Here is a 20,289-nt window from a genome sequence, read left to right on the forward strand (position 1 = left end):
CTTCGGCCTACAAACAACATTTCAGCTCTTCAATCAAACTTTCGATATCTGCCTTTTCATACACCATGAACAGTTGATCTTCTTCAAACATTCCGTCACGACTGCCACAGTTCAAATCCAGTTTGAATGATGTACCACTCTCTTCTGCATCCTGAAGTTTTTTGCTGGCTTCGTCAGAAGTGTTTCCCTCCACGTTGAACAGAAGGTCTTGATATAACCAGTCATTCGTCCGCGTTTCTCCTTTTATCATCAATCCTTCGGATACTTGCGGCATGTAGTGTGAATAAACGGTTCCTGATGGCATGGATAAAAACTCTTTGCGGTTAATGATCCTCATATCCTCTTCTCCCCCTCCCTAAATGCTCGCCACTCACCGTAGTATTTGAATTGCAGAGTGTATACCAGTCCAAGCACAACACAATCATGTTCTACGTCTACGATGCCCCATGCCGGATTGTCACTCGGAATATGACACCACACTGGAACACCATGCATCTCCTTGATTTCGTCGATCGTTAATTCCATCCTCTTCTCCCCCTTATACCTAAATGTTTTGAAATACAAGCGAATTGTTCAAGCCGATCCTCTTTTCTTTACCAGGTTTAAATATACTAACCGGCTTGATATCCGTTCCTTCATAGGGATCGGTTACGATCATAACGCCTTCTTCCCATTCAATATAAGGCTGCTCCCCTTCCCCATCACTTAATACCTGGCTGAGTACAGCAGCGTTTTGGGATTCACTCAATCCAGTGCAGAGAAAAGCCGAACCTTCAATTTCATACGTTGAGTAAAGTTCAAATTTCATTGTGTATCGTCTCCTTTGATTGAGGTCTCAGCCCCCTAAATTAATCCAGCGCTGATACTGTAGGCTCTATACTTGCAATCAGATTCATGTTCATGAACACTTGTATTCGAATTCCCTTCATATCCCGATAAAATGCCCATGCCTCAGAATCGTTTTGCGTTGCCATTTCTACCTTTCCATGCAGCGTGTTAATCAAAACGTATACAATGTCATGCTTATCCATGTGTATCAGCCCCCTTATAAGTTCATCCAGCCCTGCGGCCTCCGCTACGCTAAGTATTGCGGTCGAATCGGAGGCCTGACGGCCGTTACAATCCCAGTACTGCCAATAGTGCAGCCTTACAGCGCTGTTCTGAATTTGCGTGAATATAATCAAACATCCCTACATACTCACCAGTTCTTACTAAAACTTGTTTTAATGCCGAGACGTAAGCAGCATGCAACCTGAGTTTTTTTATCTGATCTTCCACTTCCCATGCTGCGGATATGTTGGTCGATGGGCTAAAATAGGCCGGCTGCCAATCTACTATATCTCCATCAACTTCATGCACCCATGTAAATGAGGCACCTTGCGGATCCTTTTTCATATTGAATATATGCCGCATCACATGCTCGTTTAATTCTTTCCCTGGTTTCTTCGCTAGTATCTCTTCCCTTGAGAGTGTCATTGGGCTTCCTCCCCATCTTTGAAATATCCCTTGATTTCAGCGAATTGTTCAGGGGTAAATCCGACTCCGATTCTCTCTCTTAACTCCGCCATAAACTCCTGACTTTGCTCAATCGGGAACATGTTGTTATATTGATTGGCTGAATCCAAGAGGAACAGCATTTCATCCAGCGTCATGATCGGTGTTTCGTCCCTCATAATCTCGCCTGTTTCAAAATTCAATGACAATTCTTCTTTTTCCATCTCTTATATCCTCCTTGTGGGAGAGGAGGGATACTCCTACTCTCTTAATGATCTGAATGATCTCTTACGGCTCGCGCCTATTCAGTCGAAACGATGGCCTTCGGCACAAAAATCAATTCTCCAACTGCACACTCGTAGTTTTTATCCCTTACGTGCATGTGTTGCATAACTGCATTAACTACATATTTAGTAACATCAATCTTTTGAATAGATACGCCATTTTTCGTATATCCTGCATAAATTATCCCAGTCGCTGGACTGCACCATACTTCCATGTTTTCTATTTTCATAACGCTCACCATCCATTCATCAATATTTCATATCTCTGTAATGGATACCATCATCAAAAGGACATCCCTTTTCCTCATGTTCTTCGTCACATTCTTTGCAACAAGCAAATTCACCATCGTACAAACGGGTAGTCAATATCTCACGGGCTTCCGTAATCGGTTTTCCGCAATTAGCGCAACGGTTAATGTCTTCGGAACCTCGATAATATGATGATATAGGCCACACATTTTCTCCTTTCATATCCTCTCGCCCCTTAAATGTCTATAATGAATAATCGCCCGGTCCTGTAAGTACTATCTGTGTGCTGGATCGTGATATGCAACTTAGATAGGTAAATCCACGCTCTAGATCATTAACTCCGTAACCACACCCGTAGCAGCTCGTATCATTAGCTCGGTACTCTACGATGCCCCGGCAGATTACCGTTTTACCATTCCAAGAGGGGAACCTTATTTCTACCTCGTCTCCTGCCTTGATCTCGATATAGTTAATGTCCTTTATTCCGATTGGTTGGTCACCCATTGTGTTTAGCTCCCTGTAGCGTGATATATGCCGCCTCTGCCCTCTCTCGGGGGCTGGCGGTGAGTGCGACGGTGATTATTCCCCATGGATGATGCTCAAGTCTCCTTCTGTCAGAAGGCTTGGATATCAACTCCACAAGAGTCTCGGCATATCTCACTCCCACCAACTCTATTGCCCTAGACTCTACCTCCTGAGATTCAGCATGATCAGAGCAATAATCGGGTACAAAAGTCCATGCACTTTCTTCTCTTGTATAAATTCCAACGCTATCTCCGTTTGATCGGCTAAGGTTAAAGTATCGACCTTCAGTAGATACGCTATATCCCATCAACCCCGCCAGCGCCCGGTTAAGCTGCTGGTCTGTCATATCCTTTACTTGTGTCATGACTGAACCTCCCTGTACCGCTGATCTCGTTTATCTTGGCATTGCTTGCATACCCAAGTACTACTATTTAAACCGCCACAGTCTACACAAGTGCATTCCCCGCCTTCGCTAGTGCTCTGCGGTGCCTTGTCGCTCCCTTCCTTATTTCCTAGGGCTGCATCTATGTTTTCTACGCCATCCGATAGGTCCGCCCACGGACATAACCGTGTGTCAAAATCTTTGTACCGTGCCTCACCAACGGATAGAGCATCCTCCATTGTGTTTCTTGCTGATTCCAGCGCCTCCCGTTGTCGGGCTATGGTCTGCTGTGCCTCTGCTAATAATTTTCCCCGTTTTGCTGCCTCACGGAAGTTTGCAAGGCTTTCCTCATTGAGAGATTCATTCAACTTCTGTGACTCTACTAGCTTAGTGTCGCGTTCTCTTAACTTCTCATTAGCACGTTTTTGCGTATCATCTCGGTTAAATTCAAGTGACTTAACATACAGTTCGAGTTTTCCAATACGTTGTTGTGACTCTTCTAGAGCAGCCAGCAACTCATCTACTATCTTTTCCAAAGCCCATTCGTCACTGATTCCTGCAATCTGTTTGATCTCTTCTATCCGTTCTGGTGTCATATCGTCTCTCCTTCGTTGTTAGAGGATGTATTAATGGCTTTACGGGCGATATCCCCGCAATCGCTTAGTGCCATAGTTGCATCTCCTAAGTACACAAATTCGTATTTGTACGATGTGCGATAGTTAGCTATTTCCTTTAGGGCTTTGTCCTTTTCTTCTAGGAGAGAAAGTAGGTACTCCAAATCCGTTGTTTTGATTGGCACTGTTGTTATTTCGCGTTCTTTCGCTATTGTTAATCCTTCTTTAATCTCTGTTAGTTTACTCATAGGAACCCCCTATACGGCTGCCGCTATCGCTGGGCGATTCGGTCGATTCGGAGTCTTTAAGTTCAAGTATTGACACCATGTTTTTATAATCGTAGTAACTTTTGATTTTTGTATCTTTCAATTCAAATTTATCTAATTCATCATCAGTTATAGTGACTTTACCGCCTAGTCTATATAGTAATATCGCTATTATCATTCCTTCTCTACTTATCATTACTCCCACCCTCTCGCCTTCTATACGCCCCGTAGTGGCGTTAAAATGTACTGCATGCAATAAATGCTTACCTTTGTGTGCGGAACGTCTGTGTGGGTACCACGTTTCGTCAGAAGTACTCTCTGCACTCTATCGAATCATTATCAGTTCTGTTATCTTCGGATCTTTCATTTTCAATATCATCGTAGACTTCCTTTATCATTCCAACGGTTATTCCGTGGTCATAAAGATAGCTGATTTTTTGGACTAACTCATAGTCATTAAGCACATCTTCCGAATCAAAATGTTCACTCATTTTTTTCTGGAAGTTGTGCCTCCGCATAATTTTTGGTATTTCACTCATCCCTGTTTCCTCCCTTGTTATGCTGTTCCCCTTACAACGCTGTCTTCCCACACCGCTTACACCGTTTGTGCCATCTCCGCATGTTGTAGTCGTACTTGTGTCCGAATAGTCTACATAGGATTCTCATTGGTCGCACTCTTCGCATTAGGCTGCTTCCTCCTCTTCTGCATCTGCAATGCTAGGGTCCATACCAAATGCTTCTAGTCCGCGCCGCCACCATTCCCGAAAGTCTTCGTCGTATAGGTCATAGTCGTGGATTTCTTTACGCTGGTTCATCCCTTTTCATCACCCTTCTATCTGGTCCCAACATTTCAATTTGTTCTGCTTGTCCTTTTATGCGACTGCCGATCTTCCCGCCGTTTATCTTCAATCGTTCGTGTATGCGTCCTAGTGAATAGTTGCTCGTCATTATCGTCACCTTGTCGTTCTTCATACGCTCGTCCAGGATGCTGTAAAGTTTACCCTCAGCCCATTCTTTATAAGGTGCGGTAAAGATATCGTCGATCATCAGAATAGGGACGCTGTAATACCGCTGTAGGGCTTCGTCCTCGCTCTCTTCGCTGTCCCTGCTATAAGTAGACTTAATATCATTGAAAAGCTGTTCCTCGGTCACGTAGATGGCTGGTATCTTGCGTAATGAGAATGCGTTAGCCATACACTGCATGAGATATGTCTTTCCAGTACCGTAAGCGTTTAGGATAGCTCCTTTTTCTCTTGATACCTCATTTACTCTCGCATCATCACCAAAGATGTATAGCCACGTCCCGTCTTCAATGTGCTTTTTTATGTTTTTTACGAAGTCGATTGCTTTACCAAACTGTTCACGATTCATGTTATCTATCGTTGCTGTTTTGAAAGTGTATCCTCGTTCCTTTGCGTTGAATGTCTCCGACGCGTTGTACTTCTTAAACATTCGTTCTTCGTGGCAGGAACAATTTTCGACTACAGCTATTTGGATCGAAATAGGATAACATTCTGGTTGTTCCCACCTAAATGAATTGATGGTCCCGGTATAGTTGCATCTAGGACAACCTTCATTCGAAATTGCTGGCGAGCTTTCTAACTTCATCTGTGGTAAGTCCTGATTCACTTCCGGGACTTCCAATGAATCGTTCTGAGCCACTGCTCGCAGCTTTTCGACTCGCTTCAGAAGGCCCTGCATGACTTGTCCCATACTTTCCACCGTTACCACCACCTTTTATTAAAGTGAGTTTGCTATCATCTTCCTCTACTCTTTTGACAACCCAGTTTAAAATGGCTCTGTAATCGCTGGTGTATTTCTTGCCATTTGCTCCTTTGTAATTGTCTAAGGTTTCTATCATTCGTTTCACTTTATCTTCACCATGTGTTTCAGTGAGTTTGTTATGTTCTTCTTGGGTAAGAGAAACGAATTCAGCAAAATTAATTTTTGGTATTATATCTTTCTTTTCTTTTACTTTACTTTTACTTTTACTTTTACTTTGTGTACTTTCTACCCCTGTTTCTGCGGCAGAAACTGCTACAGAAACCTCTTCTTTAGGTGAAACATAGGCTTTTCGCATCTTTTCACGCTTGTCCACCACGATAGAAGCACGCTTTTTGATACCGTTTGACGTTAAAACTTGATCATCTTCGTACCGTTCTCGATCAAAACAACCATGCTTTACACTTGTTAAAATCATTTCATGAAGTTTTTGTGTAGTTACTTCTACTTTTTTGGCGAGTATCTGAATAGTTTCTGCGTCAGAAACGTCTAGTTCGAAATTCGGTTCCTGATATATCAGTTCAAGCATGATGCAGAAGAATGTGTATCCATCATTTCCGTGAATAATTCTTAGCGCATCTATCTTTTTGTCTGATGATAAATTCACATCGTGTGGGAAGTAATCCATTCCTTCTTTTCTTGGTCTTGCCATGATTACACCGCCTTGGTCTGACGTTCCTCAAACCACCGCATGACTTCATCTGGATCAAACCGCAGTATTCGTTCGGAAATTCGAATGTGTGGCATACCCTCCTTGATAAGTTCAAATATGGTGGGTCTACTGATTTTGTACCTTCTTTGTATTTCTTTTGCGTCTACTAACATTGTTATCACCTCTATGTCATTACTTTACTATAAGTTGCACTATTTGTACATCTAATTGTACAAAATGTTGTGAATCATTTACTTTATGTGTATTTTGGATATGATAGAAATCAGTTATGACATAACCTTTTAGTGGGTGAAACTATTGATTAAAAGTAAATTGCATGAACAAATGTTGATCAAAAAGATTCGTAATGTATCAGAATTGGCAAGGGAGACTAATCTAGATCGCCGTACCCTCACCAATATTTGGGATGAAAAGAATAAAAGAATTGACTACGATACTCTAAACAAATTGTGCGACTATTTCGGATGTAATGTTGGTGATCTGCTGGAATACATCCCTGACTAAGCACTCTTTAACTGATGCAGTTCTTCCTCTGCCTCTTCGATACGGCGGTTTATTGTATTGCGTAAGTCGCCGTAATGCTCGATATCTCCCAAGACTGTGTACTTGACTGCATATCTTAAACAGTCTTCGAACATTTCAATTTCTTTACGCCAACCTGCAATGTCACTGCGTAACTGTTCCTGCCTGGTCATGCGCTCAGTCCCTTCTTTTTGCGTTTATCCTTCACGATCTGATCGAGATCATCAGCGACTTTGCGTAGTTCCTTACCTGTAGGACACTTCTCGTTGCAATGTTTCTGCAACCGTTTATAGGATGGGTGAGCCCATCGCTTGTCCAATTTCTTCGGGCACGTTTTGCAGACTTATAGGTGCTTGTCCATTTGTTGGATAACACGGTTACGTTCCATGGATTAGCTCCGGGTTCTCGTAGATATTGCAGATTACTTCGAATTCACCGTAAGTAGTTTCTGTTTTGCTTGTCATTCCATGAACTCTTTCCCGATATTCGAATAGCCTTTCGTCTCTACGGAAAATTTCATGAAGGTGGCAAATATCAATTCTGAAAGATCCTTCCGAGTATTTAACAACTCCTTTTGAAAGGTATCCTTCGTATTTAATTTCCCCACCAAAATTTTTTTTTCCATTCTCGTCCCTAGTCCATTGCCAATGGTGTCCCTGTGTTCCAAGGCTTCTATATTGAACAATATCTCCTTCATAAATCTCTTTCCCGTTCTTATCTTTCAGTCCGGTATATTGCATGATCTCGAATTTACCGCCTTTGTACGACCAATCACCACCTCCGTAGTGGCCCATATCTGGTGTATCTGCATGTAATACTCCATCATGAACGATCTTGATAAATTGAGTGTCGGAAACATACGGAAATTCACCCTTACTGTCGTGCAACATTACTCCGTGTTCTTTGTCCCAAGCTCTAAACTTAATCTCTCTACTCATCTATGCTTCCTCCTTATAACTCCAATAGTTTTTTCCGTTACCCTCGCTATAGTAGAACCGCAGCATCGCGCCGTATTGTTTCTTCCACTGCCGCCCGATAAATGTTTGATCAGCCCAATCGTGACATGTACCTCTGAATCCGTGAGTGCCACACAAGTTCATGATGTTGGCTGGATCATATCCAGGTCCCATGTGAGCAGCTTCGAGAATGTGAGCCTTACTGAGTTCCCGTGGTGTTCCGCAGCGTTCGCATACTGGAATGTCTGTGCCAAGTAGCTCCATTGACCGTCTGTTGACCTCTTCTCGTACCTGTGCAGTTACTTTGGTGATATCGCCGCGTTTTCGCTTATTGCGTTTGTGGTGATCAAGGATTCCTGACCTCCACGGAGCTATTGGCTTCTTCGGCTTATTTCTCAACTGAATCCTCTCCTTTAAACCACATTTGGATAAGGCACAGAATCGCCATTGTCGCTATGGACCCAATCAACATACCTATTAACACTAGAGCTAAGGCGTTTCCGTCAATGTATGGCATGGTCACACCTCCGGTCAGAATGGGAGATCATCATCAGATATGTCGATTGCTTTACCGTCACCGCTATAAGGCTCAGCTTGATTACTCTGTTGCTGACTGCTTGCAGTGCTATTTGATTCCAGGAACCGCACATTATCCGCGATAACCTCTGTAACATACACGCGCTTACCTTCGTTGTTTTCGTAATTGCGTACTTGGATGCGTCCCTCTACTGCTGTTAATCGACCTTTGCGAAGGTAGTTAGCACATGTTTCCGCGAGCTGTCTCCATGAGACTATTGGGATGAAATCTACTTCCTTCTCTCCACTTTGTCCGGTGAAGTTACGATCCACAGCAAGTGTGAATTGAGTTACAGCCACCCCCGCAGGGGTGTACCGTAAATCTGGGTCACGAGTAAGGCGGCCAATCAAAATAATGCGGTTTAACATTGGTTATGCTCCCTTCGATTCGGCTGCAGCCTGTTCTTTTTTAGCTTGTAGCTTCTCATTCAAGTTGGTGATAAACTCCTGCGCTTGCTTCTCTGTGATTCCTTTAAGTGGAGCTCCGAATAATTTATTTGTCTGTGGATCAACGAAATCTGGTTGTAATCCAAGTTCGATCCACTTCGTATTGATCTTTACGATGCTATCTTGTGATATAAGTTTCTCACCGGACTCTAGCCACTCTGCTAGCTTCTTACCGCTCTCTACATCCGGAGTAAAGTATTGACCATCGAACAATCCAGTACGGTCTTTTGACACAGTGGCGATGTGATCAGCTGTTAAGTCCATCACCATAGTAAATTCATATTCCAGCCCATCACGCTGCACCGGAGCCATTCCGACTTTACGCGGGACCTGTTTACCTCTCTCGTTTGCTTCTAGCACATATTCCGTTTTTGATCTCATAGTGGTAAATACGTGACATTTTGCTTTCAATATGGACTCGACCATTTTGTTTTGTTTGGGAGTCATTTCAGCCCATGCTGTGTAACTGTTTTTACCGCCTACCTTTGACGCTTGATCTTTTTGTTCCAGTAGACCGCCCTCACCAGCCCAAGCGTGGGAAAGGGAATCTATTATGATGACCTCAACGCCGTAATCCTCGAAAGCTTTGATAGCCTCAATGTACTTTTCAGTAGTGTACGGTGGATCTATGTCTATCTTGTGAAACTCTCCAATTTGAACGCCAGCTTTCATCGTCTCTGCGTACAGGTCAGCGCTCCGGTTCTCCGTGTCGATCAAGCCGATCTTTTCCCAGTCCTCTGTCATTCCGTATGCCATAAGCAGCGCTGATAGAGTCTTGCCTGATCCACTAGGTCCCGTCATTCCCACACGTGCTTTGGTTACCTTGCGTTGGGCTTTGCGTATTAACATTTTCATCAACCTCCAATTCATATTTGATCCGTACTGGCTGTGCGTGGTAATCCTCCGGTCTATCCGGTGCGTAATACCCGTGTAGGAACGCGTATACGTCCTCTACATTCACCCAGCGGTCTACGGTCATAAAGTCTGATTTGCGCTCACCACGGACGTTCAGGAACGTGCCATCCTTGTGCTGAATCACGTACCGGATGCGTTCGTCCTGCGTCTTCATCTCTGCTGATCCTCGTAATGCTCGATGTAGTCATTTGCTTCAGCTAATTCGCGTTGTAACTCGGCGTTTTCCGTCTCAAGTTGCGCAATGTGTTCCATCACTTCATCCCAACTACTCACTGTCATTCCTCCCTAATTCGTGTTATGATTTCTGTAGGTTTTTTAATAAGCAACTGACACGGGCGGCCCTGCAATGGCTGCCTGTTCCTTTTTCCACACTCTTGCGTAATTCTTAAAGCACATCATCACCCATCGCCTGTCCTTCGGTTTCAACTTCGCCATTTCCAGATAAAATGTCCGATCCTGTGGAATCATCCCCTTTCGTCTCCCCTCTGTAATGTTCGATTATGTCCAGTACCGTTTTAAGCAGATTCTTTCAGCTCTCTTTCCTGTGTGACACCGTTCTGTTTAGCCTCGTAGTCTTCCAGCGTCATAATTCTTTTGGCGGCATGACCGTAAAAGTGCAATGATCGAATTAAGCTGTCATCGTCGAATGCTGGCCACTGCATAATACGGTTGTCTGAAGTGATGACAATGTACTCGATTGTCTGTGGATAGTTAGCTTGCATCGTCAAACCCTCCAATCGGTCTCACAAATGGCTTGATGGTGCTGGTCATGGCTTCCTGAGTGCAATTTTTACAGTGTGGCTGTAAGTTGTCGTAAACTTCATACTCTGCTTCGGCGCCGCATCCGCAAGTTGGTGTGAAGATGCGCGTTTCACGATTGGGCTTGTCCGGTCGTTTGAATGGAATTACCGTCAGCCTGCGGTTTGTGATATCATCGAGTTTTTTAGCCAACTTTCTTCTCCTCCTTTAACTTCGCCTGTTCTACTTCATTGCTCATTCGTAGTACCAATTCTGGGGATAAGTTGTTAACATTTAGTTTTACTCTCTGAAATTGCTCGATATTTGTCTTTTCCATGTTGTCCTCCTTGGAAGAATTTTCTTGTTTAGAAGGTAATTAGTTGTGCAAAATTGAAATGTATTAAGCGGAATGTTTTAAAAACTTATTAATGAAGTAAATTTGTCCGCGACCTGTCACCTTAGGTGTGTTTTTAACTCTGATTCCTGAGTTACCATGAACAGTGAACTCTTTGACTTCGAAAAGTTTTAGCTCCATCGCCTTTTGTGTAGGAAGGTTGCGGCGCTCTCCGGACTTGCAAAGGTAACCTTCTTCTCTGAGGAAGTTGAATAATCTTGTTTGACCAATGTTTACTCCGTTTTGCTTTAGGATCGTTGCCAGTTGACCAACTAGGATAGAATCATTAGAAGTGGATACGGCATCAGCGAATATTGTTTTAGGCTTGTCCTGTTCAACCTGCAGTTCCAACAGAAATGATTTTTCTTTAAAAAGTTTTCTAGACTCTTCTTCGCTGATCCATTTTTTAGCGCGTTCTACTGGATCAACAATCATGTATGATGGTGTTTCTTGTGTGATGATCTGACGTTCCATTTCTTCAAATCTCGATACATAAGTTGCTGTGAATAAAATACCCTTCTCACCTGTCATTTTGTTCGCCACCATGTCGCAACCGATTTTAGTGAGTAGGTAGCAATCATAAGTTTTATTGTTACCTTCTGTTTTATAAGTGTTAGGAATAAAGAAATCCTGAGAATTCAAATCTGAGTTTTCAAGAACAGATACATATCCGCGTATGTCTCGCATAATATTGCTATGATCTTTACCAGTCATAAAAGCTATCTCTCTACTGTCTGCAAGAAGTTTTCCATCTTTACTAACAATCCTGAGTTGGTTCATACATAATCACTCCTTAAGCTGATTTATTCGAACTATGCGTTTCGCTTAGTTTTTTTGTAAAAAAATTTTTAGGATGCTCATTCATTGATTCGGCAATCAACAACATATCTTCAAGGTAAACTCTGCGTCTTCCCTTTGCTATATCAGCGTACCAAGGAACGCTTCTACCGCAATGATCAGCAATTTGTTTCATAGTAAATCCTTTTTTCTTTCGAGTAGCTTCGATATTTCTAATGACTGGGTTTGCGGTGTATTCCACTGTTTTCACCTCCTGATTAAGCGTTTCGCTTAACTCGTGAGTTAAATATAATATATGCGTTACGCTTAGTCAAGCGTTTTTATTTGCTTATCGCTTAATTTATTATACGTAACGCTTAATATTGGTATATTAATGTATTGAAAGGAGGATATCCAATGAGTGATTTGGGATCCAAATTAAAAAAAGCGCGTGAAAACAAAAGATTTACTCAACAAGAAGTTGCAATAAAGTTAGGTGTGACGAACGGAACTATTTCAGGATACGAAAGAAACTATAGAGATCCTGACACGGATATTCTAAATAGGATGGCTGATTTATATGAGGTCTCCTTAGATTGGTTAAACGGAAGGGACAAAAAAGAGAACGATTCTTACTCGCTCCCCGAAGAAGTAATATTAAATGTAATTAAAGAAGCGGAGGCTGAATACAAGGTAAGCCTTAGGGATGATCCAGTTGTTGAGTCGGCTGTAAGAGATTTAATTCATAATCTAGCAAAGATGAAGAAATCAGCTCAGAAAGGTGATTAATTAGTTCATCATGAGTTATGGAAATTCTCTTTCTACTAATAATAATTTGTACCGACTCGCGTAACTGTTCATCCATATCATTCTCTCCCTTGTGTCTCTCACGAAGTTTTTTTTAAAATAATACCATATAACTGGTACGTTAGAAACAAGTGTTCGTATTTTTGATAAAAAAATATAAGGTGGCAGTGTGATGGAGTTATTACCCGTCAGCTGTCGCATTCCCTATTTACTCAAAAAGATTGGAAAAAACCAACAATGGTTAGCAGATAATACTGGGATAAGTAAGCAGAGAATATCAGATATTGTACACCTTCGAATGGATAATATCACGATACAGAGAGCTGCTATCATTGCCTATTTCCTTAACTGCAAGATTGATGATCTTTTTGTATGGGAATGGCGATAGCGGAGTGGCATTAGCTACTCTCGGGTAACAGTACCATTTAAGTGGTACTTCATCATTCTCGGATACATAAATTTATCAACCACGTTGGTTTATGACTGAATTATAACAACATATGATAGTATATGCTGTCGAATTTTGGCATACTAAATACACCTTAAACAGGGTTTAGGGGTATTGACTTTTCTGTTAATATATTTTTTTACGCACAATAACATGACTTCCATCTTTAAAATTTACTATTGAACCATCTTCTATGAGTTCCGTATCTCTTACCTTATGTTTGTTCACACCTGTAGACCTATCAAATAATTCGAACCCATATATTCTGAATACTGCATGTGCTTCTTTTAGAGTAGATAAAGCAAGATAAGATCCTTCAGATGTGTGAAATGCGAGGATTTGACCGGAACTTTTTTCCCATAGATCAAAATAATTCACATCATTGATATCAATATCAACAAAATCAGTGTCTTCACCAGTCCTATTGTGCAGTTTCACTACCATTAACTTCATTTATGTGCTCCCTAAGATGTTTTTTGATAATCGTAAGGGAGATTTCTAATAAATTCATTGCACAAAATATTACAGTGAATTACATTAATTGTTGGGGAATGTTGATATTACAGATGATATAGCAAATTCCGCAGCCGATGTGGATATATAAGGGGAAAAATAATGAACCAAGAACCAGGTTTAATGCAAGGATACTATATTGGAGCATTCTTTAAGTTTTTATGGTATTTACTACTTGCTACAATAATGCAATCAATGATTGTATTTATTTTTGGAACATCTTTTTTTACTATAATCATACTAAGTGTCTTATTTTCTTTTTTCATTAATACTTCACTGTACATAAAGGATTCTTATCCATTCTTAAGGCACATATTAATTTACGGTTGCGTGTATTATGTTCAAGCTTATTGGATGGATACATTAATAGGAAAATTGTATCGTTTTTATATGCCAGACAATCTTTGGACATGGATGATTTCCATAAGTTTTATTATTGGTATTTTAACCTCTTTTGGAAGATATAATAACGGAACACATAGTAAAAATCTTGAGACTCTAGGCAATATGGTTCTATTGATTTTCGTCCTAGCTAGTTTTTACTTTTTCGGATGGAAAGGGGCCGTTGTGTTTATTGTTTTTAGAGTGATGTTAATCAGCTTAGAAGTATGGGCATCTAATTTATTGACTTATCTGTTATTCCATAGAGGCAAAACAGGTAATTACGAAGATCTTGATGCATAAAACTCACTGTGCTAAGATAAACTAAAGAAGGAGCCGTGCGCTAACACGACTCCAACGTACAATCCGCATTAAGAGCGGTTGGCTTGGTAACGGTGATCAGAATAGACCGCAGTCCTTTACCAGAGGGCGGTCTATTTCTTTTTGTTGAAGGATAGAATCAACACAACCAAAGTCGCAAATGAAATCATCAGCGTCATCGCTTGGTATACCTCCACAGGCTTCACCTCCCTTCCGGGAGATTAGCCGACCGCCCTTATGCCATTGTACTCTACGATTATATCAGACCATACTCAATCAGGTATGGTCTTTTTGTTATCCCTATCCTACAATACAGGTAAGGAGTGATTTACATGGTGGTCAAAGTAGACGGTACCCCGTTAAGTAAAACAAAAGTTGCAATATATACAAGGGTATCTACGGAGAAGCAAAGTTCAGAAGGATATTCATTGGAAGCACAACATGACCAATTGATCGAATATGTTAATTCTAATAATATGCAGTTAATTAAATTGTATAGCGATCCTGGAGTGTCAGCAAAAAACCTCAAGAGACCTGGAGTACAAGAGTTAATTCGAGATTTAGAGTCAGGAATGTTTGATACCGTTATCATCCATAAACTAGACCGTCTGACACGTAATATTTCTGACCTCTATGATCTTGTTGAATTAGTAAACGCCAAAAATGTTAAATTGATCAGCCTATCTGAGCAGATTGATACTTCAAACCCGATGGGCCGTATGTTTGTATATTTGTTAGGCATATTCGCTCAGATGTTCCGCGAGAACTTGGGTGAAGAAGTAACCAAAGGTATGCGTAAACGTGCTGAGAAGGGATTACACAACATCACAGTGGATCTATATGGATATCGGCGGCAGGATGATGGTAGATTGCTGATTAAAGAGGATGAAGCTGAGTGGGTTCGTTTTATTTTTGAGAGATATGCTGCAGGCGATGGTTCTACTATGATAGCAAAATACCTTAACGAGCATGGCATACGCAGAAATAAAGGATCACGTTGGGATCATAGCAAGGTACTGCTAACGCTAGAAAATAAGCATTATTGCGGAAAAGTGCACAATAAGTTCAAAAAAGATGATGAGGCAATCGTAAGAGATGGACGGCATGAAGCAATTGTATCTGATGAGCTATTTGAACAAGTTCAGACAGTACTTAGTCGCCGTAGAGAAGGAACAATCTCACAAAACACACATGATTATGTGTTTGGAGGAATTTTAAAGTGTGGGAAGTGTGGATATTCTTATACAGGTATAACAGATAATCGGACAGCGAATAAAAACCGCCATTATGTATGCGGGAATAAATCCAGATTTGGGATGTGCGATCAAGGTGGCTTGTCAGAAAAAAAATTAACAGCACTTGTGTTTAAATCTACCTATATAATCAGCGAGGAATATAATAGAAAGCACGTTCCTAAGAAAACAAAGAGTGAAGAAGAGGAAATCAAGAAGGCGATACGGTCCAGTGAAGACCGCCGTGAAAGATGGCAGCTCGCTTATGGTGACGGAAACATGCCGTATGCTGATTTCAGTAAACGTATGCAGGAAGAAATGATCCGAATTAGTGAACTTGAAGCAAAGTTATCAACAATTCCTAAAGAGGTTGTTAGTCATTTAACACCTGAACGTGCGATCAAGACGATTAATGAGATTAAAGATAATTGGGAGTTATATTCACAACGAACGCGGAAAGATATCATGCAGGCGTTATTCAAAAAGATTTCTATCATTAAAGAGGAGAAAAACTGGAGGATTTCAGAAATAATACTGGCATAAACAGTAGTTACGAGTTGACGGGCACGCCCGTCCAACGAGAAACAATATCTGCGATTTCCTCCTCGGTTACAGCTTCACGCAATAATCTTGTATCCTGATCCTGCTGTGCCGCTTCTTCCGCTGCTTTCAATTGCCGCTCCAGATCTGGGATGATGCCATAGCTCAATTCCGCTGATTTATTAAGATCGTATTCTTCCTGTGCATCGACTAGATCCTTGCGGGCTTGCTCCAGCCGTTTCTTCAGGTCGCGGATGCCCTGAATCGCTGACTTTTCCTTCTCCCAGCGCGCCGTCATCCCAAGCTGCTTCTCCTTAAGATCGGCGAGTTCGCGCTGTAGGATTTCCAGACGACGTTTGCTAGCGTCATCGGTTTCTTTTTTAAGCGCCGCTTCTTCAATCTCCATCTGCATCAGACGACGTGTCACTTCATCCATCTCACCTGGCATAGAGTCAATTTCCGTACGGATCATCGCGCAGGCTTCATCCACAAGGTCGATTGCTTTATCCGGCAAAAAACGATCTGTGATATAGCGGTTAGACAGAACTCCTGCGGCCACGAGGGCGCTGTCATGGATTTTGACACCGTGATGGACCTCGAACCGTTCCTTCAGACCACGCAGAATGGAGATCGTATCCTCCACATCCGGTTCACTGACCAGCACCTGTTGAAAACGGCGTTCCAGCGCTGGGTCCTTCTCAATATACTTGCGGTATTCATCGAGCGTAGTGGCACCGATACAGTGCAGTTCGCCCCGAGCCAGCATCGGCTTCAGCATATTGCCTGCGTCCATCGAGCCTTCGGTTTTACCTGCGCCTACAATCGTATGCAGCTCATCAATAAATAGAATAATGCGGCCGTTACTTTCGCGAACTTCTCTCAGTACAGCCTGTAGGCGTTCTTCGAATTCCCCACGGAACTTCGCGCCTGCTACAAGGGAACTCATATCCAGCGAGAAAATCGTTTTATCCTTCAGACCCTCTGGTACGTCTTTGCGTACAATCCGGTGAGCCAAACCTTCTACAATCGCTGTTTTACCTACACCTGGCTCACCAATCAGTACAGGGTTATTCTTTGTTTTACGGGACAGAATCCGGATCACGCGTCGAATCTCTGCGTCACGTCCGATGACTGGATCGATCTTGCCCGCACGTACCTCTGCTACAAGATCACGTCCGTATTTCTCTAGCACCTCATAAGTAGCCTCAGGCTCCCGACTCGTAACACGCTGATGCCCACGAATCTCAGCAAGTATAGACATCAGCTTCTCACGTGTTAGTCCACGACTAACAAAAAGATCACGCAGCTCACGATTCTCCCTGCTCGAATCCGACACCATCGCCAGCACAGCATGCTCTACGGAAACAAACTCGTCCTGCATCTTCGCCGCTTCCTTCTCCGCCTGCTCCAGCAGATGGATCAGCGATTGCGAGGCATATCTCCGTACCGTGCTTGCTCCTGATCCGCTTATGCTGGGCTTACGCCCAAGCAGTTCATCCGTGCTGCGCAGCATCTCAGCTACGGGGATATTCATCTTCTGCAGCAATCTTGGCAACAAACCTTCTTGCTGCTGGAGTAATGCTTTTAACAGATGGAGATTATCGATCTCCTGATGTCCGCTATCTGATGCAAGCGACTGCGCCGCAGCCACTGCTTCCTGCAGCTTTTGAGTAAGTTTATTGAAATCCATAGCTCTCTCACCTTTCTATTTAAGAATGATATATGGGATCGGCCGTTTTGGCCGGGAATGGGTTAATTTAGGGCGCCACATTGGCGCTATCTACGGAATTAATACCGTTTATTTTGGGCGATGGGCCGAATTCGGCGCAATCTGCGGGATTTATACCGTACATTTCGGGCGTTGGGCCGAATTTGGCTCGATCTGCGGGATTAATACCGTTGATTTCGGGCGATGGGCCGAATTCGGCTCGATCTACGGGATTTATACCGTACATTTCGGGCGATGGGCCGAATTCGGCTCGATCTACGGGATTTATACCGTACATTTCGGGCGATGGGCCGAATTTGGCGCAATCTACGGGATTTATACCGTACATTTCGGGCGTTGGGCCGAATTTGGCGCAATCTACGGGATTTATACCGTTGATTTTGGGCGTTGGGCCACATTTGGCGGAATCTGCAGGATTAATACTGTACATTTCCGGTAATGAGCCAAATTCCACGCATTCTGGGGTATTTTTACCCCTCTTTTCGCTCATCGAGCCGAATTCGGCGTATTCTGGTGTGTTTTTACCCCTCTTTTTGTTCATCGAGCCGAATTCGGCGCATTCTGGTGTGTTTTTACCCCACTTTCACCCATTAGCTCGTATTCAGCACACTTTAGAACACTTTAGAACACTTTTACCCTCCCTTTTCCCGACACTTCTCACAGGTCTCTTCTATAGTTAGTTTCTAATCAAGTTACTTTTCTACGACTAGCATTCTATTTCCCCTATTCACCAGCCAGAGTTGACCTCGAACACACGAAATCACCTCTACCTCTACCTATCTATTAATTACCCACTTTAGACTTCCGGCGCTGCGCACCAGCGCTTTGGCGTTTAGCACTAGCTTCGAAAGAACTGGACTCAGCAAGTTTGCGGTATAAACTCTTCTCCGCTTCGCTGGTTGACTCAGGGATAACTATCTCAATTCCAAACAAAATATCGCCGTTCGCACCATTCTCACGCTTCAAGCCCTTGCCGGGAATGCGCAGCGTTTTGCCACTCTGAATCCCTGCAGGAATCTTCAATTTCACGGCACCTCCACCCGGTAATGGAACCTTCACCTCTCCGCCCAATACCGCTTGCCATGGAGCTACTTCAACCACTCCGTTTAAGTCACCATTTCGAAGCTCGTAAATATCATGAGGAAGAATATGAAGGGCCAGCAATACGTCGCCACCCTGAGCTATGCCACTCTGAGAGTTCCCAGCGATTTTTAAAACTGTGCCTTCACTAGATCTTGGGGGAACGTGAACATCCACAGTTTTATCACCGATCTGTACTCTTACAGTTGCTCCCTTATAAGCCTGCTCCAATGTAATATCCAGCTGTGCCTGCATCGCACCGCGGGCCTCACCCCACGGATTGCTGCCATTCGAACGCCTGCTACCACTATCCGAAAAGAAGTCAAAGCCCGCTCGATCCGCCGACCCCCGATTTCCAAAAAACATCCCGAACAGATCTTCCTCCGGAATACCTGCACCTCCCGATGAATAGGCTCCACTCCAGCCTCCACCAAAGTTTGAATCCCAAGATGAGGCTCCGCTAGACGCGTTTCCATTAGCTCTGCCACGCTGAGCCCCATACAGCAGTTCTTCATCGTACAGCTTCCGTTTCTCCTCATTACCTATCACTTCATAGGCCTCAGCCGCTGCCTTGAACTTCGCTTCTGCCTCAGGGGCTTTGTTCACATCGGGATGCCACTTCTTGGCTAGCTTTTGATAAGCCTTCTTAATTTCCTGTTTAGTTGCTGTTTTGCTCACGCCCAAAGCATCATAATAGCTTTTGTTAGCCACTCGGATTCCTCCTTTCATTGCTATATCAAATACAACTCATCGTTCGATTCCGAGAAAAGACGCACCATAGCCGGAATCCTCCACTACAATGCGCCTTCTATTCATAACACTATATTAAAAGCTCGCCGCCTATCTCTAAGATGCTGAGCGGAAACTAATTCAGCCTAAATTAGGTTTATTCAGACTGCAAACCCATAGAATCGCTATCTTGAATCTCGAAGCGTTTACCTTGCGTTTTTTGCCGTTTTGGAACTTCCAGCGTCAGCATACCGTCTTTCAATGAAGCACGAATACCTTCCTCTGCAATATCCTGAACATAGAATCTACGAACATATTCACCATATCGGCGTTCTCTACGTACAATCTGATGTTCTTTATTCTCCTCGGCATTCTCTTCCTTACGAACTGCTTTAATCGTCAAGTAAGGGCTGGCATAATCAATGTCGATTTCTTCTTTTTTAAAGCCCGGAAGTTCAGCTTCAATTAGGTAAGCCTGCTCACTCTCGCGAATATCCGTTCTGAAGGACATCGTGGAGCTCTTGATCGGTGCAAAAAAATCATCATTAAAAACATCATTTAAGGACTTAGCCAGCATACCAAAAGCATCATCTCTACGTTTACTAAAAGGAACCAAATCAAACATTATCCATTCTCCTCTCAATTGACTTTGTTTTATTTTGACTTTGACTATATTTGACCTATAACCTTATTATAGACCCTTATATGAGGAATAACAAAACCGATTTAAGCCAACTATTGGCTGAATTCAGGCAAATTAGCTGATTTTATACTAGAAAATAAACCTTTTTTAACGTTTTGACCTTTTTTGACCTTTGTTTGATCTTACATAAAATTCACCGTTATCCTCCCATCCGACAAAGAGTAGGATTATTATATGCTTAGGCCTCGCGTTCAATACAAGCCAGCAACTTC

The 20,289-nt window shown here is 42.7% G+C and carries 39 protein-coding genes and 1 pseudogene; 5 read left to right on the forward strand and 35 right to left on the reverse strand.

The window, feature by feature from the left end:
• Positions 1–7: 7 nt before the first annotated feature.
• From NSS67_RS01045 to NSS67_RS01130, 18 genes are all read right to left on the reverse strand, one after another.
• Positions 8–337 (reverse strand): hypothetical protein, encoded by a 330-nt coding sequence (locus NSS67_RS01045; protein WP_339317939.1) that lies wholly within the window; start codon positions 335–337, stop codon positions 8–10.
• The gene (locus NSS67_RS01050) at positions 334–525 is read right to left on the reverse strand and encodes a hypothetical protein (protein WP_339317940.1); all 192 of its coding nucleotides are present in this window, start codon (positions 523–525) and stop codon (positions 334–336) included. The genes NSS67_RS01045 and NSS67_RS01050 overlap by 4 nt, the downstream gene beginning before the upstream one ends.
• Positions 526–544: 19 nt before the next feature.
• The gene (locus NSS67_RS01055) at positions 545–808 is read right to left on the reverse strand and encodes a hypothetical protein (RefSeq protein ID WP_339317941.1); all 264 of its coding nucleotides are present in this window, start codon (positions 806–808) and stop codon (positions 545–547) included.
• Positions 809–848: 40 nt separating this feature from the next.
• The gene (locus NSS67_RS01060) at positions 849–1,031 is read right to left on the reverse strand and encodes a hypothetical protein (RefSeq protein ID WP_076298766.1); all 183 of its coding nucleotides are present in this window, start codon (positions 1,029–1,031) and stop codon (positions 849–851) included.
• A gap of 85 nt (positions 1,032–1,116) precedes the next feature.
• On the reverse strand, positions 1,117–1,476 hold the full coding sequence (locus NSS67_RS01065; RefSeq protein ID WP_339317942.1) for a hypothetical protein: 360 nt from the start codon (positions 1,474–1,476) through the stop codon (positions 1,117–1,119).
• Positions 1,473–1,718 (reverse strand): hypothetical protein, encoded by a 246-nt coding sequence (locus NSS67_RS01070; RefSeq protein ID WP_339317943.1) that lies wholly within the window; start codon positions 1,716–1,718, stop codon positions 1,473–1,475. The genes NSS67_RS01065 and NSS67_RS01070 overlap by 4 nt, the downstream gene beginning before the upstream one ends.
• Positions 1,719–1,795: 77 nt before the next feature.
• Entirely contained in the window at positions 1,796–1,993 is a 198-nt protein-coding gene (locus NSS67_RS01075) for a hypothetical protein (RefSeq protein ID WP_339317944.1), read from the reverse strand.
• Positions 1,994–2,027: 34 nt separating this feature from the next.
• Positions 2,028–2,249 (reverse strand): hypothetical protein, encoded by a 222-nt coding sequence (locus NSS67_RS01080; RefSeq protein WP_339317945.1) that lies wholly within the window; start codon positions 2,247–2,249, stop codon positions 2,028–2,030.
• A 21-nt stretch (positions 2,250–2,270) separates the two neighbouring features.
• Positions 2,271–2,531, reverse strand: coding sequence for a hypothetical protein (locus NSS67_RS01085; protein WP_339317946.1), 261 nt, complete (start codon positions 2,529–2,531; stop codon positions 2,271–2,273).
• Positions 2,524–2,916 carry a hypothetical protein gene (locus NSS67_RS01090; RefSeq protein WP_339317947.1) on the reverse strand — a complete coding sequence of 131 codons (393 nt, stop codon included), beginning with the start codon at positions 2,914–2,916 and terminating at the stop codon, positions 2,524–2,526. The genes NSS67_RS01085 and NSS67_RS01090 overlap by 8 nt, the downstream gene beginning before the upstream one ends.
• Positions 2,913–3,530 carry a hypothetical protein gene (locus tag NSS67_RS01095; protein ID WP_339317948.1) on the reverse strand — a complete coding sequence of 206 codons (618 nt, stop codon included), beginning with the start codon at positions 3,528–3,530 and terminating at the stop codon, positions 2,913–2,915. Before NSS67_RS01095 ends, NSS67_RS01090 begins: the two co-directional genes overlap by 4 nt.
• Positions 3,527–3,796 (reverse strand): hypothetical protein, encoded by a 270-nt coding sequence (locus NSS67_RS01100; RefSeq protein ID WP_339317949.1) that lies wholly within the window; start codon positions 3,794–3,796, stop codon positions 3,527–3,529. The genes NSS67_RS01095 and NSS67_RS01100 overlap by 4 nt, the downstream gene beginning before the upstream one ends.
• Complete coding sequence (locus NSS67_RS01105) at positions 3,789–4,019, reverse strand: hypothetical protein (RefSeq protein WP_339317950.1); 231 nt, start codon at positions 4,017–4,019, stop codon at positions 3,789–3,791. The genes NSS67_RS01100 and NSS67_RS01105 overlap by 8 nt, the downstream gene beginning before the upstream one ends.
• A gap of 100 nt (positions 4,020–4,119) precedes the next feature.
• Entirely contained in the window at positions 4,120–4,353 is a 234-nt protein-coding gene (locus tag NSS67_RS01110; protein ID WP_339317951.1) for a hypothetical protein, read from the reverse strand.
• Between the two features lie 144 nt (positions 4,354–4,497).
• A complete protein-coding gene (locus NSS67_RS01115; RefSeq protein WP_339317952.1) occupies positions 4,498–4,629 on the reverse strand; it encodes a hypothetical protein in 132 nt (43 codons plus the stop codon).
• A complete protein-coding gene (locus NSS67_RS01120) occupies positions 4,616–5,266 on the reverse strand; it encodes an ATP-binding protein (RefSeq protein WP_339317953.1) in 651 nt (216 codons plus the stop codon). Before NSS67_RS01120 ends, NSS67_RS01115 begins: the two co-directional genes overlap by 14 nt.
• Positions 5,267–5,387: 121 nt before the next feature.
• Positions 5,388–6,248, reverse strand: coding sequence for a DUF4373 domain-containing protein (locus tag NSS67_RS01125; RefSeq protein WP_339317954.1), 861 nt, complete (start codon positions 6,246–6,248; stop codon positions 5,388–5,390).
• A gap of 2 nt (positions 6,249–6,250) precedes the next feature.
• The gene (locus NSS67_RS01130) at positions 6,251–6,421 is read right to left on the reverse strand and encodes a helix-turn-helix domain-containing protein (RefSeq protein WP_339317955.1); all 171 of its coding nucleotides are present in this window, start codon (positions 6,419–6,421) and stop codon (positions 6,251–6,253) included.
• A gap of 136 nt (positions 6,422–6,557) precedes the next feature.
• Between NSS67_RS01130 and NSS67_RS01135 the strand changes: the two genes are divergently transcribed.
• Positions 6,558–6,773, forward strand: a complete 216-nt coding sequence (locus NSS67_RS01135) for a helix-turn-helix transcriptional regulator (protein ID WP_339317956.1) — start codon at positions 6,558–6,560, stop codon at positions 6,771–6,773.
• Here NSS67_RS01135 and NSS67_RS01140 read toward each other — a convergent pair.
• The 13 genes from NSS67_RS01140 to NSS67_RS01200 all read right to left on the reverse strand — a co-directional run bounded on the left by NSS67_RS01140 (position 6,770) and on the right by NSS67_RS01200 (position 11,856).
• The gene (locus NSS67_RS01140) at positions 6,770–6,964 is read right to left on the reverse strand and encodes a hypothetical protein (RefSeq protein WP_339317957.1); all 195 of its coding nucleotides are present in this window, start codon (positions 6,962–6,964) and stop codon (positions 6,770–6,772) included. The genes NSS67_RS01135 and NSS67_RS01140 overlap by 4 nt on opposite strands.
• Positions 6,961–7,110 carry a hypothetical protein gene (locus NSS67_RS01145; protein ID WP_339317958.1) on the reverse strand — a complete coding sequence of 50 codons (150 nt, stop codon included), beginning with the start codon at positions 7,108–7,110 and terminating at the stop codon, positions 6,961–6,963. Before NSS67_RS01145 ends, NSS67_RS01140 begins: the two co-directional genes overlap by 4 nt.
• Before the next feature lie 58 nt (positions 7,111–7,168).
• Complete coding sequence (locus tag NSS67_RS01150; protein ID WP_339317959.1) at positions 7,169–7,729, reverse strand: YopX family protein; 561 nt, start codon at positions 7,727–7,729, stop codon at positions 7,169–7,171.
• Positions 7,730–8,146, reverse strand: coding sequence for a hypothetical protein (locus tag NSS67_RS01155; protein WP_339317960.1), 417 nt, complete (start codon positions 8,144–8,146; stop codon positions 7,730–7,732).
• A 132-nt stretch (positions 8,147–8,278) separates the two neighbouring features.
• Entirely contained in the window at positions 8,279–8,692 is a 414-nt protein-coding gene (gene ssb / locus NSS67_RS01160) for a single-stranded DNA-binding protein (RefSeq protein WP_339317961.1), read from the reverse strand.
• 3 nt (positions 8,693–8,695) lie between these two features.
• A complete protein-coding gene (locus tag NSS67_RS01165; protein WP_339317962.1) occupies positions 8,696–9,619 on the reverse strand; it encodes an AAA family ATPase in 924 nt (307 codons plus the stop codon).
• A complete protein-coding gene (locus tag NSS67_RS01170; RefSeq protein WP_339317963.1) occupies positions 9,558–9,839 on the reverse strand; it encodes a hypothetical protein in 282 nt (93 codons plus the stop codon). The genes NSS67_RS01165 and NSS67_RS01170 overlap by 62 nt, the downstream gene beginning before the upstream one ends.
• The gene (locus NSS67_RS01175) at positions 9,836–9,958 is read right to left on the reverse strand and encodes a hypothetical protein (protein WP_339317964.1); all 123 of its coding nucleotides are present in this window, start codon (positions 9,956–9,958) and stop codon (positions 9,836–9,838) included. The genes NSS67_RS01170 and NSS67_RS01175 overlap by 4 nt, the downstream gene beginning before the upstream one ends.
• Before the next feature lie 242 nt (positions 9,959–10,200).
• Positions 10,201–10,407, reverse strand: coding sequence for a hypothetical protein (locus NSS67_RS01180; protein WP_339317965.1), 207 nt, complete (start codon positions 10,405–10,407; stop codon positions 10,201–10,203).
• Positions 10,397–10,636: a hypothetical protein gene (locus NSS67_RS01185; RefSeq protein WP_339317966.1), complete on the reverse strand. Its 240-nt coding sequence runs from the start codon at positions 10,634–10,636 to the stop codon at positions 10,397–10,399. Before NSS67_RS01185 ends, NSS67_RS01180 begins: the two co-directional genes overlap by 11 nt.
• Entirely contained in the window at positions 10,629–10,760 is a 132-nt protein-coding gene (locus NSS67_RS01190) for a hypothetical protein (RefSeq protein WP_339317967.1), read from the reverse strand. The genes NSS67_RS01185 and NSS67_RS01190 overlap by 8 nt, the downstream gene beginning before the upstream one ends.
• A 63-nt stretch (positions 10,761–10,823) precedes the next feature.
• Complete coding sequence (locus NSS67_RS01195; protein ID WP_339317968.1) at positions 10,824–11,597, reverse strand: phage regulatory protein/antirepressor Ant; 774 nt, start codon at positions 11,595–11,597, stop codon at positions 10,824–10,826.
• 13 nt (positions 11,598–11,610) lie between these two features.
• On the reverse strand, positions 11,611–11,856 hold the full coding sequence (locus NSS67_RS01200; protein WP_339317969.1) for a helix-turn-helix transcriptional regulator: 246 nt from the start codon (positions 11,854–11,856) through the stop codon (positions 11,611–11,613).
• Between the two features lie 155 nt (positions 11,857–12,011).
• Between NSS67_RS01200 and NSS67_RS01205 the strand changes: the two genes are divergently transcribed.
• Positions 12,012–12,383 carry a helix-turn-helix transcriptional regulator gene (locus tag NSS67_RS01205; RefSeq protein ID WP_339317970.1) on the forward strand — a complete coding sequence of 124 codons (372 nt, stop codon included), beginning with the start codon at positions 12,012–12,014 and terminating at the stop codon, positions 12,381–12,383.
• 592 nt (positions 12,384–12,975) lie between these two features.
• Here the strand turns inward: NSS67_RS01205 and NSS67_RS01210 are convergent.
• Positions 12,976–13,302 carry a LytTR family transcriptional regulator DNA-binding domain-containing protein gene (locus NSS67_RS01210; RefSeq protein WP_339317971.1) on the reverse strand — a complete coding sequence of 109 codons (327 nt, stop codon included), beginning with the start codon at positions 13,300–13,302 and terminating at the stop codon, positions 12,976–12,978.
• A 162-nt stretch (positions 13,303–13,464) separates the two neighbouring features.
• Between NSS67_RS01210 and NSS67_RS01215 the strand changes: the two genes are divergently transcribed.
• Entirely contained in the window at positions 13,465–14,046 is a 582-nt protein-coding gene (locus tag NSS67_RS01215) for a hypothetical protein (RefSeq protein ID WP_339317972.1), read from the forward strand.
• Positions 14,047–14,396: 350 nt separating this feature from the next.
• The gene (locus tag NSS67_RS01220; protein WP_339317973.1) at positions 14,397–15,839 is read left to right on the forward strand and encodes a recombinase family protein; all 1,443 of its coding nucleotides are present in this window, start codon (positions 14,397–14,399) and stop codon (positions 15,837–15,839) included.
• 16 nt (positions 15,840–15,855) lie between these two features.
• Here the strand turns inward: NSS67_RS01220 and NSS67_RS01225 are convergent.
• Positions 15,856–17,526, reverse strand: a pseudogene (locus tag NSS67_RS01225) (AAA family ATPase); the annotation flags it as partial.
• Positions 17,527–17,551: 25 nt separating this feature from the next.
• Between NSS67_RS01225 and NSS67_RS01230 the strand changes: the two are divergent.
• Positions 17,552–18,004, forward strand: coding sequence for a hypothetical protein (locus NSS67_RS01230; protein ID WP_339317974.1), 453 nt, complete (start codon positions 17,552–17,554; stop codon positions 18,002–18,004).
• 344 nt (positions 18,005–18,348) lie between these two features.
• On the opposite strand, the gene NSS67_RS01235 is transcribed toward NSS67_RS01230, so the two are convergent.
• Together NSS67_RS01235 and NSS67_RS01240 are read right to left on the reverse strand one after the other, a co-directional pair.
• Positions 18,349–19,356: a DnaJ C-terminal domain-containing protein gene (locus tag NSS67_RS01235; RefSeq protein WP_339317975.1), complete on the reverse strand. Its 1,008-nt coding sequence runs from the start codon at positions 19,354–19,356 to the stop codon at positions 18,349–18,351.
• Positions 19,357–19,531: 175 nt separating this feature from the next.
• Complete coding sequence (locus NSS67_RS01240; RefSeq protein ID WP_339317976.1) at positions 19,532–19,999, reverse strand: Hsp20/alpha crystallin family protein; 468 nt, start codon at positions 19,997–19,999, stop codon at positions 19,532–19,534.
• Positions 20,000–20,289 lie beyond the last annotated feature (290 nt).

The sequence above is a fragment of the Paenibacillus sp. FSL R10-2734 genome, assembly GCF_037963865.1.
GTDB lineage: Bacteria > Bacillota > Bacilli > Paenibacillales > Paenibacillaceae > Paenibacillus_AQ.

Coding starts and splice junctions, on each gene's coding strand:
- NSS67_RS01045 (WP_339317939.1), bottom strand. CDS start 337: ATGAGGATCATTAACCGCAAAGAGTTTTTATCCATGCCATCAGGAACC.
- NSS67_RS01050 (WP_339317940.1), bottom strand. CDS start 525: ATGGAATTAACGATCGACGAAATCAAGGAGATGCATGGTGTTCCAGTG.
- NSS67_RS01055 (WP_339317941.1), bottom strand. CDS start 808: ATGAAATTTGAACTTTACTCAACGTATGAAATTGAAGGTTCGGCTTTT.
- NSS67_RS01060 (WP_076298766.1), bottom strand. CDS start 1,031: ATGGATAAGCATGACATTGTATACGTTTTGATTAACACGCTGCATGGA.
- NSS67_RS01065 (WP_339317942.1), bottom strand. CDS start 1,476: ATGACACTCTCAAGGGAAGAGATACTAGCGAAGAAACCAGGGAAAGAA.
- NSS67_RS01070 (WP_339317943.1), bottom strand. CDS start 1,718: ATGGAAAAAGAAGAATTGTCATTGAATTTTGAAACAGGCGAGATTATG.
- NSS67_RS01075 (WP_339317944.1), bottom strand. CDS start 1,993: ATGGAAGTATGGTGCAGTCCAGCGACTGGGATAATTTATGCAGGATAT.
- NSS67_RS01080 (WP_339317945.1), bottom strand. CDS start 2,249: ATGAAAGGAGAAAATGTGTGGCCTATATCATCATATTATCGAGGTTCC.
- NSS67_RS01085 (WP_339317946.1), bottom strand. CDS start 2,531: ATGGGTGACCAACCAATCGGAATAAAGGACATTAACTATATCGAGATC.
- NSS67_RS01090 (WP_339317947.1), bottom strand. CDS start 2,916: ATGACACAAGTAAAGGATATGACAGACCAGCAGCTTAACCGGGCGCTG.
- NSS67_RS01095 (WP_339317948.1), bottom strand. CDS start 3,530: ATGACACCAGAACGGATAGAAGAGATCAAACAGATTGCAGGAATCAGT.
- NSS67_RS01100 (WP_339317949.1), bottom strand. CDS start 3,796: ATGAGTAAACTAACAGAGATTAAAGAAGGATTAACAATAGCGAAAGAA.
- NSS67_RS01110 (WP_339317951.1), bottom strand. CDS start 4,353: ATGAGTGAAATACCAAAAATTATGCGGAGGCACAACTTCCAGAAAAAA.
- NSS67_RS01115 (WP_339317952.1), bottom strand. CDS start 4,629: ATGAACCAGCGTAAAGAAATCCACGACTATGACCTATACGACGAAGAC.
- NSS67_RS01120 (WP_339317953.1), bottom strand. CDS start 5,266: ATGTTTAAGAAGTACAACGCGTCGGAGACATTCAACGCAAAGGAACGA.
- NSS67_RS01125 (WP_339317954.1), bottom strand. CDS start 6,248: ATGGCAAGACCAAGAAAAGAAGGAATGGATTACTTCCCACACGATGTG.
- NSS67_RS01130 (WP_339317955.1), bottom strand. CDS start 6,421: ATGTTAGTAGACGCAAAAGAAATACAAAGAAGGTACAAAATCAGTAGA.
- NSS67_RS01140 (WP_339317957.1), bottom strand. CDS start 6,964: ATGACCAGGCAGGAACAGTTACGCAGTGACATTGCAGGTTGGCGTAAA.
- NSS67_RS01150 (WP_339317959.1), bottom strand. CDS start 7,729: ATGAGTAGAGAGATTAAGTTTAGAGCTTGGGACAAAGAACACGGAGTA.
- ssb (WP_339317961.1), bottom strand. CDS start 8,692: ATGTTAAACCGCATTATTTTGATTGGCCGCCTTACTCGTGACCCAGAT.
- NSS67_RS01165 (WP_339317962.1), bottom strand. CDS start 9,619: ATGTTAATACGCAAAGCCCAACGCAAGGTAACCAAAGCACGTGTGGGA.
- NSS67_RS01170 (WP_339317963.1), bottom strand. CDS start 9,839: ATGAAGACGCAGGACGAACGCATCCGGTACGTGATTCAGCACAAGGAT.
- NSS67_RS01180 (WP_339317965.1), bottom strand. CDS start 10,407: ATGCAAGCTAACTATCCACAGACAATCGAGTACATTGTCATCACTTCA.
- NSS67_RS01190 (WP_339317967.1), bottom strand. CDS start 10,760: ATGGAAAAGACAAATATCGAGCAATTTCAGAGAGTAAAACTAAATGTT.
- NSS67_RS01195 (WP_339317968.1), bottom strand. CDS start 11,597: ATGAACCAACTCAGGATTGTTAGTAAAGATGGAAAACTTCTTGCAGAC.
- NSS67_RS01205 (WP_339317970.1), top strand. CDS start 12,012: ATGAGTGATTTGGGATCCAAATTAAAAAAAGCGCGTGAAAACAAAAGA.
- NSS67_RS01210 (WP_339317971.1), bottom strand. CDS start 13,302: ATGAAGTTAATGGTAGTGAAACTGCACAATAGGACTGGTGAAGACACT.
- NSS67_RS01215 (WP_339317972.1), top strand. CDS start 13,465: ATGAACCAAGAACCAGGTTTAATGCAAGGATACTATATTGGAGCATTC.
- NSS67_RS01220 (WP_339317973.1), top strand. CDS start 14,397: ATGGTGGTCAAAGTAGACGGTACCCCGTTAAGTAAAACAAAAGTTGCA.
- NSS67_RS01230 (WP_339317974.1), top strand. CDS start 17,552: ATGATATATGGGATCGGCCGTTTTGGCCGGGAATGGGTTAATTTAGGG.
- NSS67_RS01240 (WP_339317976.1), bottom strand. CDS start 19,999: ATGTTTGATTTGGTTCCTTTTAGTAAACGTAGAGATGATGCTTTTGGT.